This window comes from Vibrio penaeicida (assembly GCF_019977755.1).
GTDB lineage: Bacteria > Pseudomonadota > Gammaproteobacteria > Enterobacterales > Vibrionaceae > Vibrio > Vibrio penaeicida.
On record NZ_AP025145.1, the window covers coordinates 2,068,827 to 2,085,684 of the forward strand.

General features: G+C 45.9%; 14 protein-coding genes. 3 read left to right on the forward strand and 11 right to left on the reverse strand.

Annotation, left to right across the window (positions count from 1 at the left end):
- Positions 1–128: 128 nt before the first annotated feature.
- Entirely contained in the window at positions 129–1,475 is a 1,347-nt protein-coding gene (locus LDO37_RS27505; RefSeq protein WP_126608998.1) for a DEAD/DEAH box helicase, read from the reverse strand.
- Between the two features lie 358 nt (positions 1,476–1,833).
- Here LDO37_RS27505 and LDO37_RS27510 point away from each other — a divergent pair, with 358 nt between their 5' ends.
- Positions 1,834–2,124, forward strand: a complete 291-nt coding sequence (locus LDO37_RS27510; protein ID WP_101111640.1) for an Lpp/OprI family alanine-zipper lipoprotein — start codon at positions 1,834–1,836, stop codon at positions 2,122–2,124.
- Positions 2,125–2,263: 139 nt separating this feature from the next.
- On the opposite strand, the gene LDO37_RS27515 is transcribed toward LDO37_RS27510, so the two are convergent.
- The 10 genes from LDO37_RS27515 to LDO37_RS27560 form a co-directional block, all read right to left on the reverse strand.
- On the reverse strand, positions 2,264–3,163 hold the full coding sequence (locus LDO37_RS27515) for a L,D-transpeptidase family protein (RefSeq protein WP_101111641.1): 900 nt from the start codon (positions 3,161–3,163) through the stop codon (positions 2,264–2,266).
- Positions 3,164–3,307: 144 nt separating this feature from the next.
- Positions 3,308–4,810 carry a cryptochrome/photolyase family protein gene (locus tag LDO37_RS27520; RefSeq protein WP_224055639.1) on the reverse strand — a complete coding sequence of 501 codons (1,503 nt, stop codon included), beginning with the start codon at positions 4,808–4,810 and terminating at the stop codon, positions 3,308–3,310.
- Between the two features lie 7 nt (positions 4,811–4,817).
- Positions 4,818–5,654: a MerR family transcriptional regulator gene (locus LDO37_RS27525; protein ID WP_126609000.1), complete on the reverse strand. Its 837-nt coding sequence runs from the start codon at positions 5,652–5,654 to the stop codon at positions 4,818–4,820.
- Between the two features lie 27 nt (positions 5,655–5,681).
- A complete protein-coding gene (locus tag LDO37_RS27530) occupies positions 5,682–6,635 on the reverse strand; it encodes a YbgA family protein (RefSeq protein WP_101111644.1) in 954 nt (317 codons plus the stop codon).
- 231 nt (positions 6,636–6,866) lie between these two features.
- Positions 6,867–8,510 carry an FGGY-family carbohydrate kinase gene (locus LDO37_RS27535; protein WP_126609692.1) on the reverse strand — a complete coding sequence of 548 codons (1,644 nt, stop codon included), beginning with the start codon at positions 8,508–8,510 and terminating at the stop codon, positions 6,867–6,869.
- A gap of 42 nt (positions 8,511–8,552) precedes the next feature.
- The gene (locus LDO37_RS27540) at positions 8,553–9,284 is read right to left on the reverse strand and encodes an SDR family oxidoreductase (RefSeq protein WP_126609691.1); all 732 of its coding nucleotides are present in this window, start codon (positions 9,282–9,284) and stop codon (positions 8,553–8,555) included.
- Positions 9,285–9,339: 55 nt separating this feature from the next.
- A complete protein-coding gene (locus tag LDO37_RS27545; RefSeq protein ID WP_126609690.1) occupies positions 9,340–10,599 on the reverse strand; it encodes a sugar ABC transporter permease in 1,260 nt (419 codons plus the stop codon).
- Positions 10,596–11,456, reverse strand: coding sequence for an ATP-binding cassette domain-containing protein (locus LDO37_RS27550; protein WP_126609689.1), 861 nt, complete (start codon positions 11,454–11,456; stop codon positions 10,596–10,598). The genes LDO37_RS27545 and LDO37_RS27550 overlap by 4 nt, the downstream gene beginning before the upstream one ends.
- A gap of 243 nt (positions 11,457–11,699) precedes the next feature.
- Complete coding sequence (locus LDO37_RS27555) at positions 11,700–12,785, reverse strand: ABC transporter substrate-binding protein (protein WP_126609688.1); 1,086 nt, start codon at positions 12,783–12,785, stop codon at positions 11,700–11,702.
- Positions 12,786–13,162: 377 nt separating this feature from the next.
- The gene (locus LDO37_RS27560) at positions 13,163–14,194 is read right to left on the reverse strand and encodes a LacI family DNA-binding transcriptional regulator (protein ID WP_126609687.1); all 1,032 of its coding nucleotides are present in this window, start codon (positions 14,192–14,194) and stop codon (positions 13,163–13,165) included.
- Positions 14,195–14,608: 414 nt separating this feature from the next.
- Between LDO37_RS27560 and deoD the strand changes: the two genes are divergently transcribed.
- On the forward strand, positions 14,609–15,319 hold the full coding sequence (deoD, locus tag LDO37_RS27565; RefSeq protein WP_126609686.1) for a purine-nucleoside phosphorylase: 711 nt from the start codon (positions 14,609–14,611) through the stop codon (positions 15,317–15,319).
- Positions 15,320–15,371: 52 nt separating this feature from the next.
- A complete protein-coding gene (locus tag LDO37_RS27570) occupies positions 15,372–16,841 on the forward strand; it encodes an IS1 family transposase (RefSeq protein ID WP_126609685.1) in 1,470 nt (489 codons plus the stop codon).
- Positions 16,842–16,858 lie beyond the last annotated feature (17 nt).

Consider the following 16,858-nt stretch of genomic DNA (forward strand, 5'->3'; position numbering starts at 1 on the left):
TGTGGCGATAGTTTTATTTGTGGCGGTAGTTTTATTTGAGACAAAAGCTTTATTTTGGCAAAAAGCCCAGCTTAGTTAGCTGGGCTTTTGTATTCATTGACGGAGCATTTTTTCATTAACTCGCCATTTTAATCGTCGCTAGGCGGCTGTGGCTTTTTCTTCTTCGGCATAAATACCTGATCACCAACCGCCACATTTGTGAGGAAAGTTTTATCACGCTTGGCTGGCTTCTTAGCGCCTTTCTTCGCTTGTGGCTTGCGCTTCTTCTTCGCATCACCTGCGTTTTTGCGATAATCAGGCTTACGTGGTTTGATGCCTTTGAATTTACCTTCAAGGCCTTCCAACACAGAGAAAGAAAGGTCTTGTTGTAAGAAATTCTCGACTCGCTTAAAGCTATCCCAATCTTTAGGACCAACAAGCGACACGGCATTTCCTTTGTTACCTGCTCGTCCAGTACGGCCCACACGGTGCACGTATTCTTCAGTATGCTTTGGCATATCGAAGTTAATCACGTGAGTCACGCTCGCAATGTCGAGCCCGCGAGAGGCGACGTCGGTGGTCACCAATATTTTAAACACATGGCGCTCAAATTGGCTCATGATGTTGTTGCGCTGCGTCTGGTTTAAATTGCCGCTCAACGCCATGGCCTTCAGGCTCTTTTCGTTCAACTCTTTGGTTAAGCGCTCAGTATCCGCGCGAGTTGCTGTGAAGATGATGACCTGGCGGTACTCAGACTCTTCCAAGATGCGATTCATGATCGCTTCTTTGTGATCAAGGTGATCACAAAGATAGAAAGTTTGCGTAATGTCTTTGTGTTCTTCGTTCGCGCTGCCAACAGAAATGCGTTTTGGTGCATTCAGCATTTCAGAAGCAATGTCGTTCACTTCCGCATGATCCAGCGTCGCTGAAAACATGAGCGTCTGACGACGGCGATGTTTCGCTGCATTGTGAATTCGGCGAAGCTCTGGAGCAAAACCCAAATCCAGCATTCTGTCTGCTTCATCAAGAATCAGCGTATCCACGCCATCGAGAAACATAGAACGATGCTCAAGGTGGTCGGCCAAACGTCCTGGCGTCGCGACAATGAATTTAGGGTATTTACGAAGTGCTTTAACCTGATCGTTAAAGTTTTCACCACCCAAAATAAGAGTCGCATCATAAGATAAACCACCTAACATGGCGCGAAGTTCACCGTACACCTGCTTTGCAAGCTCACGAGTTGGCGCCAAAATGACCCCTCTTGGATCTTTCGCAGAGAAAGCTTTGGTTTTAAGCGCTTTATGAAGCAACGGTAATACGAATGCTAACGTCTTACCCGATCCGGTTTTAGACGATGCCAACAGGTCTTTACCTGCAATAACAACGGGAATGGATTGACGTTGAATATCAGTTGCTTGCTTGAAGTCGTAATGCTTCAGGTTTTTCAATAAGCGGTTATCTAGCCCTAAGTCTTTAAATTGCAAAGGATTCTCCAATAAGGTGGTACAAGGTGTTTTATCAGCGCCGTATGATAACTCTTTTTAAGGACCAGATCACAAAAAATAGTCGCTATTCTTACTAACCCTCATGTGTATCGTTTTGTCACGCTATCTACAAATTTGTCATTTTCATGTTAGATTTTAGAACGATGCCATCAGATGGCGGATTTTTGTGCCATATTAGAGACTGGTGACCACATGTGAGTGGTACTGATTTACGTTTTCTCACAAGCGGCACTATGATTGAGTAGCAACCTTTCATACCTAAACAATCAAAGCCATTTAACAAAAGCTTTATGTGCGGGAATTTAGGGAATAAAACAAGCTATAAAAAAATGTCCAACAAGGAGTTCTTATGAACAGCAAATTACTTTTAGCAGCGGGTATTTCTTCAGTTCTGTTTTTGGCAGGTTGTTCTGGCGCGCCAGACACAGCTTCCAGTAAACTGGATGAGCTAACTAATCAGGTTCAGCAGCTCAGTCAGCAAGTTTCTTCGCTTCAATCTTCTCAAGAAAAAGCGAGCATGAAAGCAGAAGAAGCAGCTTCAGCAGCGAATGGTGCTAAGAGCGCTGCGATGTCGGCTCAACAAGAAGCGGCACGTGCAAACAGCCGTATCGATAACATCGCGCAGTCTTATACTAAGTAAGCTCAGAGATTAAGTAAGCTCAGAGATTAAGTAAAAAATGGGTGCATTGGTCACCCAGATATTTTCGCTTGCAGCCGGATTTAAACGGCTGATATCAAAATATGTAACCTGAACTTGGGTTATTGAGAGATTAGGTTATTTATGGCGTGGCAATTTCGATTGGCACGCCATTTTGTACTTGAACCGCGGCCTTCGCTTTTGCATCTGAAATATTAAACTCATCCATCCACCAGCCAAGTTCCATTGGCAACTCTAACCTTGCTTGAACGCCTTTGCTGTTGGTTAGTGGCTCATGCACTTCAATAAACACACTTCTGTCCGGTTCCAGCGACATTTTGATTGGTTGATTAATGATCCTTACCTGTTCACCTTTGTTCGCTTGTTTAAACAGCCATTCGATGTCTTTAGGCTCCATTCGGATACAGCCCGCGCTGACACGCAACCCAATGCCAAAGTCTTTGTTGGTTCCGTGAATCAGATATTCTCCAGATCCATACGCCAAACGCATGGCATAGTCGCCTAAAGGGTTTTCTGGTCCTGCGGGAACCACTCGTGGCAAGCTGATGCCTTTTTCTGCGTATTCTTTGCGGATGGATTTAGGGGGAGTCCATGTTGGGTTTGGAATTTTGCTCGAAATTCGCGTTACCATCTCAGGCGTATCTCGCCCAACCCGGCCAATCCCTACAGGGAACACGTGAACAATGTCTTCGCCTTTAGGGTAATAATACAATCGCAGCTCTGGCAAATTGATAACAATGCCCTTTCTAGGCGTATCCGGAAGAATAAAGTGAGTAGGAATAGTTAACACGGATCCTTCAGGAGGAAGGAATGGGTCGTACCCTTTATTGGCAGCCATAAGTGAAAGAAAACCAACATCGTATTGTTTAGCGATTAGGGCGAAGGTTTCTCCTTCTTGAACCACATGTCGCTGCACGGTCCCTGCTATATTGCTGCCTTCAATAGGCAACGGAAATGTTGCTGCCGAAACCGACGATGCAACCAAGGATACCAACCAAACACCAACGACCGCTTTCTTCATCCCTACTTTTGCCTCTAATTCTTTCGTTCAACACTGCTTTAGATCAGCCTAGTTCTTCAACTAAGTAAGATCATGTCAGCAACGCTTGCGCATCGTCAACACCATTACCTCGGGTTCTGATGATTGAACCCGAATTAAAATTACTTAACCTTTTGCTTTCTTATACATACTCAATGCCAGCTCGCGCTGAGTTTTATGGTCAACAACACGCTCAGGATAATTTAGCGTATGGCTTTCTGACCACATCCAAGGTTGATGTATGTATTTCGATGGCACCTGTTTTAATTCCGGAATCCACTGGCGCACAAAGTCGCCTTGAGTATCAAACTTTTCTCCCTGAGATATCGGGTTAAAAATTCGAAAGTACGGCTGCCCATCACACCCTGTTGAAGCCGACCATTGCCAGCCCCCGTTGTTTGCCGCGTAGTCTCCGTCTGCAAGTTTTGACAGAAAATAGTCTTCACCCCAGCGCCAATCAATCAACAAGTCTTTGGTTAGAAAGCTCGCCACAATCATTCTTAGCCGATTATGCATCCAGCCAGTAGAATTGAGCTGCCTCATTGCTGCATCGACAATCGGATACCCTGTTGTGCCATTTTTCCAACGTTCGAACCAATCCTTGTCATTGTGCCACTCAAGATCAATCGCCCAGTCAATAAACGGTAAGCCTTTGCTCAATTTTGGTTCAAAATCGAGCAAATGTTGATAAAACTCTCGCCACACTAATTCACTCAGCCAAATTTGTTCACCTTCATTGAGGTCGTCCATACTTTGCTGGTAAGTCAAACGAGCGACGCACTGCCTAACAGAAAGAAAGCCGAGCGCCAGATAGGGTGACAACTTGCTTGTCCCTTCTATAAAAGGAAAGTCTCGATCTTCTTTATAGCGATCAACGCTTTTTGTATGACGAAGCGCGTTTTTTTCTGTACTGAGAGCATTTTGCGAACTTAAGGCATTGTGAGAACTGTGAGGACTTTCTGCACAAAAATCACGAAGCTGATGAATCAGTGCTTCCGTACAAACATCATATTGATTGCTGTCCGCCCGAGGATAACTGAAATGGCACTTAGAATTGAATTGGCTAACCAGTGGCTGAAGAAACGTCACTTCCGGCACCTCATCGTTGCCCTTTTTTAAACGTGGAAAGACAGAAACACCAGCCAGAGAAACCTGATTTAGCCACGCTCGCTTAAATGGCGTGAAGACTTTGAAATACTCACCTTTTTTGTTGAGAACACTTCGCGGAGGTAGGACACATTTGTCGTGATAGAGATGAACGTTTTTTGATGGTGGACACTGGCTTTCAATGGACGAATCTCGCTGCTTTTCGTTCCATTCATATTCAATATTGGCGTGTAAGCCTTGAATTTTGTCGTAAGTAAGTAGCTTAGATATTAAATCGGCTTGCTCCGCAAAGGTCGACACCTCGGCATAAACCAAGGGGACATTTAACTCGTGTAATTCTCGCTGCAATTCATACAAACGCCGATAAATCAGATCCGCTTGAATGGGCGCCATATGGTGGGATTCCCATTGCTGCGGTGTCGCGATATACAGTGCAATGACAGGCTGTCCGGTTGCTATTGCTTGTGAGAGTGCGGTGTTATCCAATGTTCTTAAATCACGACGAAACCAAACCAATTGCATACTATTGTTATTCTTCTATCTGATTGAAATACACTTGCTGGATAAGCGGAGAATACCCCACTTCATACGCATCTAATGCTGCGAAGGACTTAATGTCTCCAGCCGTCTTACTGCTGATGTTTTTACTGCAATGAAAGTAAACTTGAGAAACAGATTCTGAGTTCACCATTTCAGGTAACCCACTCACGTCTTCAACGCCTTCCAGCATAGTGACGCGGTTTCCGCTGTCTGAAAGCAAAAGTGCATGAATTCGAGTGTCCACACTTCCGGGGGTATCAAAGCTCACAAGTAACGCTTTTTTGTTTTGAGATACTTTCTCGCTCTGTAGAAACTTGTTTTCCGATTCAATGATCCGGTTAGATACCGCCATAACTAAAGAGCGAAACAGAGAGACTTGAAGGGAACGCTGCGTCCCTTTTACGGAATCCAAGGCTTCTTGAACAGGGTAAATAACCTTATTCACAATGTGCTGAGTGGGGTACTCCTTAAATAAAGCGGAGAGAATTTTATCGCCCTTCTGAGCATCCATCTTGGCAATGCACTCGAGCAGAGAATCCACTTCTTTCAACGATTCTTCACTCGGTTCAGCGAGATCCGATTTCGAACCGCCGCGGATTAACTCTTTCACCTTCCCAATAGGGACCCCTTTGTTGAGCCACCCCTGAATTTCACGGATGTCATCGATGTCCTTTTCGGAAAAAAGACGATGACCCTTTTGAGTTCGTTTGGGTTGAATCAAACCGTAACGCCTTTGCCATGCGCGCAGCGTAACGGGTTTGATTCCAGTCATCTCAGAGACCTCTCGAATAGCAAATCGAGGGTTTTCCTGATTAAGATCTTTCATAGTTAAAGGTTTTCATAATTAAGGTTCTCACAGCCCATATCTTAATCTCAGTTCTTGTGGATATGGGTCTAAAAATCGTTGAGTTTCTAAGTATTGGTCTGGGTACGAATTCAGGTAGTGTTTGATCAGTGTTAACGGAGCAAGCAAAGGTAACAAACCTTGGCGATATTCATGAATAGTATCCGCCAATTCTTTCTTTTGGTTTCCATTCAGATCGCGTTTGAAATAGCCCTGAAGGTGCATCAAAACATTGGTGGTGTTTTTGCGACTTGCGCGGTGCTTAAGCGCATTCATGAATTCGTTACGATATTGAATATAAAACGCTTCGGAATCGTAATGCTTAATGTTAGCAACCAGACGACCAATGGAGCGATAAGATTCAGGGTGATGCGCCATTAAGCTGAGTTTGTAGCGTGAATGAAACTTAACGATTTTCCCAGGCGTCGGTTTTCCATCCATAGATTGGTAAAAATCATGCAGAGCGTAAACTCGCGCAATGAAATTTTCTTTTAAGAACTGATCGTGCAAGCGCCCATCTTCTTCAACAGGGAGCCACGGCATTTTTTCCATTAGTACTTTGGTGTAAAGCCCAATGCCATTTTTGTCGGCGCTGTTTTTCTTGTACACCTTAACTCGCTCCATCCCACAAGTTGGAGATTTTGCACAAACGACATAGCCGCATAGGTTCTCAGGGATCAATTCTTCAACTTTGCTTTTTGAAAAATCCATCATGCGATCCGTGTACTCTTGGTCAGGGTTCTTTGTTTCAACAAGAGCAACTCGTTCTTCATTACTAATGAGACGAATGGTAGGGCGCGGCACTGGTAGCCCTATTCCAACCTCAGGGCAGACGGGAACAAAACTGACGTACTCCGAAAAGTCTTTCGTTAAAAAGTTATTAATTTTGTGTCCAGAGTCGAAACGTACTTTCTCTCCGATTACACACGAACTTACACCAATTTTAATTTCATTCGCTGCCATAGTTTTCTCCCTAACCACATCAGCTGGATCACTGAGTTGGTTAACCAGGTTGGGTGGATGTTTTGTACAATTATTTTTCTTGTACAAGAATCTATAGCATTTCGATCACATCGATACAAAAAATAATTTTGTATCGTTTATTGCTTCGCTGTAAAACCGCTCTAAATATTTCGACTTAATTCATTGATATTAATAATATAAATGGTATGAACATGATGTATTTATAACGCTTTAAATTTCTCTAAATTTTTTGTTCACTTCTTGAATTTCAATGAAAGCCGCATAACGCTGACGGTGTATATTCACCACTTCTTCTGCCGCAGTGGAATATTGCTCGCCGAAATGCGACATGGTTTCCATTGCTTCGAACACGTCATTAAATGCACCAGCCGCAACCGCAGCCATAATGGCGCTACCGAGTATCACAGGCTCACTTGCAACAGGTGCAACAACCGGAAGCTCTGTTGCGTCGGCCAAAATTTGACGAATAAGTGGATCTTGCCCCGCACCACCACTCACGACTACCTGCCTAACTTGAATGCCTTCTGCCGACTGTGCATCAATGATCTGTTTCAACCCATACGCTAAACCACATAGCCCCGCCACATACAATTTAACTAAGCTCTCGATCGAATCGTCCATATCAAGCCCTAATATCGCCCCGCGAGCATCTGGATCGGCGTGAGGCGCTCTATTCCCAAGAAATTCAGGAAGAACATGCAGCCCTTTGGCGAGAAAAACAGCATCGCTGAGTGATGGGCAAAGCGCTTTCGCCTGCGAGGATAAATATTGAACTGGCGTACAACTTTGTATTTGCGCCATAGCTTTAAGTTCTGTGAAAGCTGGATGCGACTGAATCAAATGATCCATCGCGGCACCTGCAGCAGACTGCCCTGCCTCATTCAGCCACATTCCGGGGATCATCGCAGAAAAATACGGTCCCCAAACGCCTGATACCAAGGTTTTGGTTGTAGACGTGGTCATGGTGCAAGCCGATGTGCCAAAAACATACGCAAGGCTAGCCGTTGGATCAGAAATACCGTGTTCATTAACCGCACCGACCGAACCAACGCCTCCAGCGTGGGCATCAATCAACCCTGCCGCAACGGAAACCCCGACGGGTAACCCCAAGTGCGCAGCAGCATCTTGCGTTAAACCTTGTGCAAGCGAAGTCCCCGGAGCAACAACAGTGGTCCCTATTTTGGCGAAGTTGTCACTGGTCAGTTCATTTAACCCGAATTGGTTGAAATACGTCTCGTCCCAGCGGTTTTCGTGTGCTAGGTAAGTCCATTTGCATACTGTGGTACATATAGAGCGTGAGAGCGACCCGCTAGATTTCCATGTCAGAAAGTCCGTCAGGTCAAAGAAGTGCTTTGCGTTTGAATACGTTTCTGGCAGGTTTTCTTTCAGCCACAACAACTTTGGCGTTTCCATTTCTGGCGAAATTCGATTGCCGACATAGTCAAGAACCGAGTGACCTTTTTCATTGATGCGCTTGGCTTGTGGCGTGGCGCGTTGATCCATCCAAACAATCACGTTTCGGTCTGATTGATTGTGGGCACCGACAGGCAGGGGCTGGTCGTAATCGCCAATCACAACCAAAGAACATGTCGCATCAAATGAAATACCAATCACGTGGTGTTTATCAATGCGCGCCTTACTCACCGCTGCGCGAACGCAATTGCCCACAGCATCCCAAATTTGATCGGATGATTGCTCGTATCTTGCGTTTTCATCGCTGAACATCAGCACATCGCACTTTGCTGTACTGATCTCTTTTCCTTGGAGATCATACACACCTGCACGAGCGCTTCCTGTTCCTACGTCCACGCCAATCACGTATTTATCGGTACTTTGCACTTTGCTTGCTCCCATTTACTACTCTCCGTTTATCACACATCGCTCGGTGCGATCCGCTTAGAGCTCTACGCTATTGGGTAGAATAACCAAATCTCGAACCGTCACCCCTGACGACCGCGTCAGCATAAAGACAATGGAGTCCGCCACCTCCTCAGCTTGCATTAAACTGCCGTTTGCTAACGCTTCTTCCATCTTGTCTTTTGGCCAGTCATCCAGAAGGGCAGTTACAACGGGCCCAGGAGCCACCGCTCCTACGCGTATAGAGTGAGGGATCAGTTGGCGTCGTAGCGAATGCACAAAAGCCTGAATGGCGTGTTTCGACGCGGTGTAAATAGGTTCGTAAACCACAGGAATAAACCCAGCTATCGAACTGGTCACAACAATATCACCACATTTTTGCTCGATTAAATGCGGCAGCACCGCTTTAACAGATCGAAATACTGCGTTGATATTGAGATTCAACATGCGATCCCATTCATCCGGATCCCCTTCGGCAAAGATTCCCCCAACATACGAACCCGCATTGGCATGAAACCCATCGAGCTGTCCATTGGTCAGCGCTAAAATGCCGTCGAGCATGCCCGAAACTTGATGCGAATCCATCAGATCCACCTCCAATGGCAGAGCCAACGTACCCAAATCTTCGCAGGCTTTTTCTAAACCATCTTTGCTTCTATCAATCAGAACAACGGTTGCTCCCTCGTCAATCAACGCTTTTGCGCAAGCTAATCCAATTCCTGATGCCGCACCTGTAATCGCGTAAACCTTTCCTTCAATGTTCATTTTCATAGGTTCTATTCCTTATTCATCGTTACCAGTTTTCATAAGTACCGGTTTGGAGGCGTTACGCTTTACCGTGAGAAACACGGCTTCGGCGGGCAAGGCTATCGATAATCACTGCGATAGCGAGAACGGCACCGGTGATCATGTAGCGATGCGCCGATGAGAGATTAAGCAGCGTTAAACCGCTCGCGATAGATTGAATGACGATAATGCCAAGCAGCGCCGACCACGCCGAACCACGGCCACCAAATAGGCTGGTTCCGCCAATCACAGCCGCAGCAATGGCATTGAGATTCACATCGCCCGTTCCTGCCTGTTGGCTTGAAGAGGCCAAACGTGCTGCCGCAAGTACACCCCCTAACGTCGCCAACGTAGAACAGGTTACAAAGGCGCTAATGTAGATGGCTTTCACGTTGATACCGGCACGGCGAGCGGCTTCTGCGTTTCCGCCAACCGCCAGCATGTATCGCCCCCATTTGGTGCGAGTTAGCGCGTAGTTAAGTGCGACCACGAGAAAAATAAACAAACCAAACATCCATGGAATGCCGCGCCCCTGATTTAAGTAGGCACTCACTGCGAGTAACAATACCGTGACCACCAACGCTTTCACCCAAATGAACTTGGCGCTTTTGGCTGAAAGGTTTGCCGACTTGCGTTTGCGCCTAAGTGTCCATTCAGAAAAAGCAATAACGCCACCAGCGAATACAGACAGTGAGTAGGAAACCCAATCTGGCATCACCATTAATTGCCCAAAATTCACCATTGAAGAACCGTACGGCAAGTTGATAGAGCCAGTGGAACCCAGCAAATAGAGTTGTAAACCAAGCAACGCGAGCAATCCTGCAAGGGTTGAAACAAAACTCGGCATACCGAAACTGTTTCTTAAAGATGCGTATGCAAAGCCCACCATTGCACCAAAACATAAGCTTATTCCGATCGCGATGCCCAAAGGCACACCTTGGTTTACCCAAAGCACACCCAAAATCGCTGATCCGACACCACTCATGGAGCCAACAGATAGGTCGATTTCACCGAGCATCAAAACGCAAACAATACCAAGGGCGATAATTCCGACCGTCGAACTGTCGAAAAGTAAATTAACGAGGTTATTGGGCGATAAAAATATCGGATTGATGAAGGTAAAGATCCCCCAAATAAGGATCAACCCCACCACCACGGGTAACGAGCCTAAATCTCCAGATTTTATCTGGTCGATGAATTTGCGAATGTATCCGCTCAAGCCAGCCGCGTGAGTAACGCGGGTATCACTTCTATCCAGTAATTGGTTTCGAGTCGGCGTAACATTAGAGGAATGATTCATACCTTTTCCTCCACTGCGGTTGACGCGTTATCCATTCGATTCGCGCGCTCCATCGCTGCGTTATCGGTTGCGCCCGTTATTGCTCCTATCAACTCTTCATTGGATGCATCTGCTCTAAATACCCCATTGTTCTGCCCTAACCGTAGCACCACAACTATATCGGCTACGGCACGCACATCCTGCATGTTGTGGGAAATCATGATCACTCCTAGCCCTTTGGCTTTTATTCGCTCGACCAAGTTCAAAACCTCAGCTGTTTGCGCTACTCCCAATGCCGCCGTGGGCTCATCCAACATCACAATTTTAGGGTCGAGAAGTAACGAACGAGCAATCGCCACAGTTTGACGCTGTCCGCCAGACAAAGAGGCAACCACGTCTCTCACGCTGGGTATTCGAGCGGCTAATTCATTGAGTAATTGCCAAGACCTGACTTCCATTTCCGTCTCATCAAGATTCAGGCTGTTTCTCTCTTGTCCCAAAAATATATTGGCAACCACATCGAGGTTTTCACACAAGGCTAAATCTTGGAAAACAGTCGCAATTCCAAGCTCTAGCGCATCGCTTGGTTTCTTGAATTCCACGTCTTTACCTTCAAACGCAATCGCGCCTGAGCTTAGTGCATGCGCACCGGCAAGGATCTTAATCAGGGTCGATTTTCCCGCCCCGTTGTCCCCAACCAGCGCCACCACTTCACCAGGGTAAACATCAAGGTCGATGTTGGTTAATGCGGCGACCGCACCAAAATTCTTGGACACATTACGCAGGCTTAAAATCGGCTGAATGCCTTCTTTGGAATCCAATTCTGTTTGGTTTGATTGCTTTTGGACTTGTTCTTGAGGTGAACCATCCGACGCCATAAAACTCACTCCAGTCAAAGCGTTTTTTATTCAACACTTTTCGTTTAACGTTGTTCGTTTATCGCTTTCCACCGATACGCAGATTCTTATCTCGAGCATTAGGCAGTAAAGCGCTCGCCATTAACGCTTTGAGTTCAGACCTTAAAACATAATGAAAAGTCTGATAAAAGAGTGCCACGCCACCAAAAGGCTGGTGGCACTCATGCTCAAACTGGTTCAAGAGACCAGTTTGAGGGCAAAGCGTTACTTAATTCCCAATTCTTTACAGCCCGCTAGGTAGCGACCAGTACAAACGTCATCAGCAGAGGCAATACCGGAATCAAAAATGATCTTTTTGATGTTGCCGCGTGTGACCACTTCAGGGACAAATAGCTCAGATGGCGTGTTGTAGAGTGTTGTTTTGGCTTTCGGTGTTTCGCCGTTCAACATGGATACCGCGACTTTTGCTGCCGCTGCCGCCACAATTTCAGAAGGTTTGGAGATGGTGTTGTATTGATCGCCAGAAATGATCAATTGAAGCGCTGCCAATGTCGCGTCGTTCCCCGTAACAGGTGGTACAGGATCGACCCCCGCTGCTTTAAACGCGGCTATCGCACCGCCTCCGGTGCCGTCATTCGCCGCAACAACACCAATGATTTTCGAACCAAAACGGTTAATTTGACCACTTGCCCAAGACTGCGCTTTTGGTGGTGCCCAATTTGGTGTCGCGTATTCAGCTAACGTGCTGTATTCACTGCCGTCTAGCCCTTGATCGATCCCATCTCGGATAAGACCCGCTGCAGCATCCGTCGGTGAGCCATTAATTTGCAATATACCGCCTGAATCTTTCGACACTTTATTGATTCGTAAATGCTCAACCAAGCTATCGGCAATGGCTTTACCTATGCCTTGATTGTCGAACGAAACATAGTAGTCCGCGGCTCTATCTGGGATTGGTCTATCATACGCAATGACCTTTATTCCTTGGCTTTGCGCCAACCCAACTAATGATGCAGCGGCGCTTGAGTCCACCGGATCCAATACAATCACTTTTGCATCTTGGGTAATCACAGAGTTGAACTGCTGCTGTTGCAACGCAACATCCGCATTCGCATTTTGGTAGATCACTTTACAATCTGAACAGAGCTCGCTCATCGCCGCCTTAAAGCCGGGATAATCATGCTCTTCATAGCGAGTTGAGGCTTGGTCGGGCATAAGAAATGCAACCAGAGGGGCAGCAATACTTTGCGCAGATACCGCACCTAAAGAGACAAACAACGCGGCTGAAACACTCAGTTTGCTTGCCGATTTCAGCTTGCTCGCTAACAGTTTCGTGGCTAAGGATTTCATAGTTAATACTCCATTTAAGATATGTCAGGTACAGCTGTACCCTCAGCAGCCGTCCGACAGCCGCTGTTCCTTTATCCCTCCACCGTATTGCTTTTAAAACTTGGGTATACTAAAGTGCAAAAGTCTTCTGTTTGCTGCAACAAACAAAGACTTTAGAACTGTCCTAAGTTCTAACAACCAGCGAAAGTGTAGGGTCGATTTTCTTTGGTAAAGTCTATTTCCATGTAAGTTTGTTCTACATTTTCGTTCCTTCTTTCTGCTTTTATTTGATCATTACTACTCATTTAAATTACTCAGATTCGCTTTAAATACCCGAGATTTGCGTTAAATCACCGAGATTCACTTTAAATACCAGTGTATTTAGGTGGCACATTCGATCATTTTTCTGTCGTAAAATTCAATACCGACGCTCGCTCTATCAATTCAGCTTCTAATACCGTTGATAGCTTCACGTTTTGCTCGGCATCTCCGTTGATTCTCAACATCAACCTATCCCACGCGTGTTTGGCGATTGCTTCAACAGGCTGACGCACCGCCGTTAAACTTACGCTTCTTGCCGACATCCAAGCATAATCATCGAATACCAGTAGCGAAATATCCTCTCCTACCTTGATGTTGCGTTCTGCCAAGGCAGTGAGCGTACTGAGGGTAGTCACGTTGGTGAGAGAAAAAATGGCAGTTGGGTGAGAGTTTGCGTCTAACCACTCCCCGACTTTTACGGCTCCGGCATCAAGGTCGGCGCCAATTTCAATAACATCATGAGTCGCGCTATTTGTATTTTCTAGCAGAGCCGCAACAGCTTGTTTTCCACCTTCAACACGTTCATTTATTGGAGGAAAAGACAGATCGGATGCGATGGTCAGAATTTTCTCATGCCCTGCCTCTAGTAAGTAACGACACGCCATTTCACCAGAGTCTCGATTATTAATGGTGATGGAATCGAGTGCCGATTCATCTACTGCGACACGGTCTACCAGCACAACGGGGCAAGCATCGGCTTTATCGATCAATATTTGTGGAAGGTTTCCCGAGCATGGGACCACAATCATCCCCGCTGGGTGCCAGCTCAACAATGTCCGAATACGCGATTGTTCAATATCCGTTTGGTCATGAGCACTTGCGACAATCACGTCGTAGCCTTGCTCGTAAGCGAAACTTTCCAATAAGGTCACTATGGTGGCAAAAAATGTATCGGTAATGTTCGGAACCAGTACAGTAACCACTTTGTTGTGCTGGGAGCGTAACTGAGATGCCACTCGGTTTACTTGATACCCCAGCGACTCCGCAGCGTTTTGAACACGCTCTTTAAGATCCTTGTTAACGGGTTTCTTTCCAGAAAACACGTTAGAGACTGTCGCTGTAGAGACTCCCGCCAGTTTTGCCACTTCTCGAATTGAAGGTTTCTTCATGCAACTACAGCCCTTATTTACTAATCGAAGCCTTTATTTATCTACTGTAAAACGTTTAACTCAAATTACGTTACTGAATAAATGGTCAATAATCAAGCGCGTTGTTGATAATTTGTTCAGTAAGATTTAAAGGATTGTTAAAAGAGACATGACGTACTCAAGTCTTGAGCTCAAAAGAAAGAAAACACTTACTTTGCCCACCAGCAAATCGATTGCATTCCCGCTTTCAACAGATTTCGTTATCAACATTCCATTTTTGAGAAAATTTAGGATTTTTTGTGACAAAGCTCTCAAGGGATGACTACTCGCAGGGCTAGTATTGCTGTCAAGAAGTAACCCCTGTTCAACAGATTTGGTAATTGTTTTCGCATCAATTCCTGCGAATTACCAAAACTCACTTTGGAGAGTATCACTATGGCAACCCCACACATCAACGCACAAGCAGGCGATTTCGCAGAAACGGTTCTAATGCCGGGCGACCCGTTACGCGCTAAGTTCATTGCTGAAAACTTCCTAGAAGATGCAAAGCAAGTTTGTGATGTACGAAACATGTTTGGTTTTACTGGTACTTATAAAGGTAAAAAAGTATCGGTAATGGGCCATGGAATGGGTATTCCTTCTGCTTGTATCTACACCCACGAGTTGATTTCTGAATACGGTGTGAAAAACATTATCCGTATCGGTAGCTGCGGTGCAGTAAAAGATGATGTGAACCTAATGGACGTGGTTATCGGTATGGGCGCTTCTACCGACTCAAAAGTAAACCGCATTCGTTTTGCAAACCACGACTTTGCAGCCGTTGCTGACTACGGACTATTGGAAGAAGCGGTTAAACAAGCGCGCGCGAACAATGTTCCAGTAAAAGTGGGTAACGTATTTTCTGCCGACCTTTTCTACACACCAGAAGCCGATATTTTCGAAAAAATGGAAAAGCTAGGCATCTTAGGCGTGGATATGGAAGCGGCGGGAATTTATGGTGTCGCGGCGGAGCTTGGTGCTAAAGCGCTGACCATATTAACCGTATCTGACCACATCATTCGCGGTGAGAAGCTTTCAGCAGAAGATCGTCAGAAGTCGTTCAACGACATGATGACCGTTGCGCTAGAAACAGCAATTAACCTGTAATTTATTGCTGCCAGTTTTGCTGGTAGCCCAGTTTATTCCCGAGGGGGCGATCGTGTCAGACGGCAAACTGCCAAAGGATGCAGATGGGTTGCAACTCAACTTTTGTAAAACATTGGCGTGTGACAACTTTGGATTGAGTGATGCAAATCGGTATGTTTTGCAGCATGCAAACCCTAAACGTCCAGCGATGGTGTGCCGTGAGTGTGGTGCTTTCCCCCCCTTACTTAATAATCGCGAGGTTCTTAACGAACTGAGCAGGCTTAGAGCCGTGCATAGTGACGGTTTGCCGGCGTGTCGTAACCCCAATTGTGAAAATGCTGGCAAAACCGTCCATACCCACAAACACCTATACCATGCCTTCGGTTACAGCGGTGATAGGCAACGCTATCGTTGCAAATGTTGTCAATCGACGTTCGTGGATAAATGGTCTGGCAGCAATGCCAAGATTGAATTCCAAGAGCACTTACTCGGGTATTTGTTCACTGGCTATTCGGTACGTGAAATCTGCCGTAAGCTCGAAATCAACCCTAAAACGTTCTACGATCACGTGGATCAAATCGCAAGCCGATGCCGACGTAAGTTAGCGATGTTTGATGCTCGCTGGATGAATCATGCCGAGCAATACCATCTCTCTTCACATTACACAGTACTTCAGCCACACAGCCAAAATGGCGTATTTTGGATAGTCACCACTGATGCTGACTCAGGCTATGTGCTGTCACAACACGTCAACTACTCGTTTGATGAAGAGCCGCAAGGCAATATTGATCACAACCCCTATCAAGTCCCTGCTAGGTTTGTTTCTAAAGAATACCAACCAGAGTCTTTTGAGGCCGTCACTCGCCGCGCAAGCTCACTACGTGAAAAAATCGACAACAAGTACCAAGAAATTTTAGCGCGCGGTAACGTAGAAGACCCGATGGGAAATCTACTGAAATTCAATTATCCGTCGAAAGGCGCATTGATTCGCCCTCCTTACACCTCGTATGCACACTACCTGCACGTTTTAAATATGTGTGAGGATGAAAAACGCGTGTCGATATTTATGCCGCAAGACCCAATTTTGCGCTCAGCAGCGTTGTCGGTTTGTCTACCGAGAATACAGCGCCATAATATTGACTTGATGTACGTAGAAGAAGACAGCAGCGAACAAGAAGGCACGATTGCTCAAAAAATTGACATCGTCCATATGGGATGGTGGCGCGATCGGTGGGCAATTCAAAATAACGACAGTCGCGCAAAAGGCATTTGTTATCTAGCCGGCGATAATGCCGATCACCAACACTGGCTAAACCTTGCTACCACTACGCAAACGCAATATTACCAGCAACGTTTTCAACTATTATTTGAAAGCTTCATTAACGAACCTCGCCGCAAATTACGCCCAGGTGGTTTGCTTCCTTTGTTGGACATTTTCCGTGCTTGGCACAATTTGTGCTACCAAGACAAGAACGGTATGACGCCAGCACAGCTTCTTAGACTGGCAGACAAACCTCTTACATTACGAACTTTGTTGTCCTGATTTGGATAATCAGTGAA

Bases quoted from the DNA above. Each gene is read 5' to 3' on its own strand.
- LDO37_RS27530 (WP_101111644.1), bottom strand. From the start codon at position 6,635: ATGGCAGCGAATGAAATTAAAATTGGTGTAAGTTCGTGTGTAATCGGA.
- deoD (WP_126609686.1), top strand. From the start codon at position 14,609: ATGGCAACCCCACACATCAACGCACAAGCAGGCGATTTCGCAGAAACG.
- LDO37_RS27535 (WP_126609692.1), bottom strand. From the start codon at position 8,510: ATGGGAGCAAGCAAAGTGCAAAGTACCGATAAATACGTGATTGGCGTG.
- LDO37_RS27550 (WP_126609689.1), bottom strand. From the start codon at position 11,456: ATGGCGTCGGATGGTTCACCTCAAGAACAAGTCCAAAAGCAATCAAAC.
- LDO37_RS27515 (WP_101111641.1), bottom strand. From the start codon at position 3,163: ATGAAGAAAGCGGTCGTTGGTGTTTGGTTGGTATCCTTGGTTGCATCG.
- LDO37_RS27540 (WP_126609691.1), bottom strand. From the start codon at position 9,284: ATGAAAATGAACATTGAAGGAAAGGTTTACGCGATTACAGGTGCGGCA.
- LDO37_RS27560 (WP_126609687.1), bottom strand. From the start codon at position 14,194: ATGAAGAAACCTTCAATTCGAGAAGTGGCAAAACTGGCGGGAGTCTCT.
- LDO37_RS27555 (WP_126609688.1), bottom strand. From the start codon at position 12,785: ATGAAATCCTTAGCCACGAAACTGTTAGCGAGCAAGCTGAAATCGGCA.
- LDO37_RS27525 (WP_126609000.1), bottom strand. From the start codon at position 5,654: ATGAAAGATCTTAATCAGGAAAACCCTCGATTTGCTATTCGAGAGGTC.
- LDO37_RS27520 (WP_224055639.1), bottom strand. From the start codon at position 4,810: ATGCAATTGGTTTGGTTTCGTCGTGATTTAAGAACATTGGATAACACC.
- LDO37_RS27545 (WP_126609690.1), bottom strand. From the start codon at position 10,599: ATGAATCATTCCTCTAATGTTACGCCGACTCGAAACCAATTACTGGAT.
- LDO37_RS27510 (WP_101111640.1), top strand. From the start codon at position 1,834: ATGAACAGCAAATTACTTTTAGCAGCGGGTATTTCTTCAGTTCTGTTT.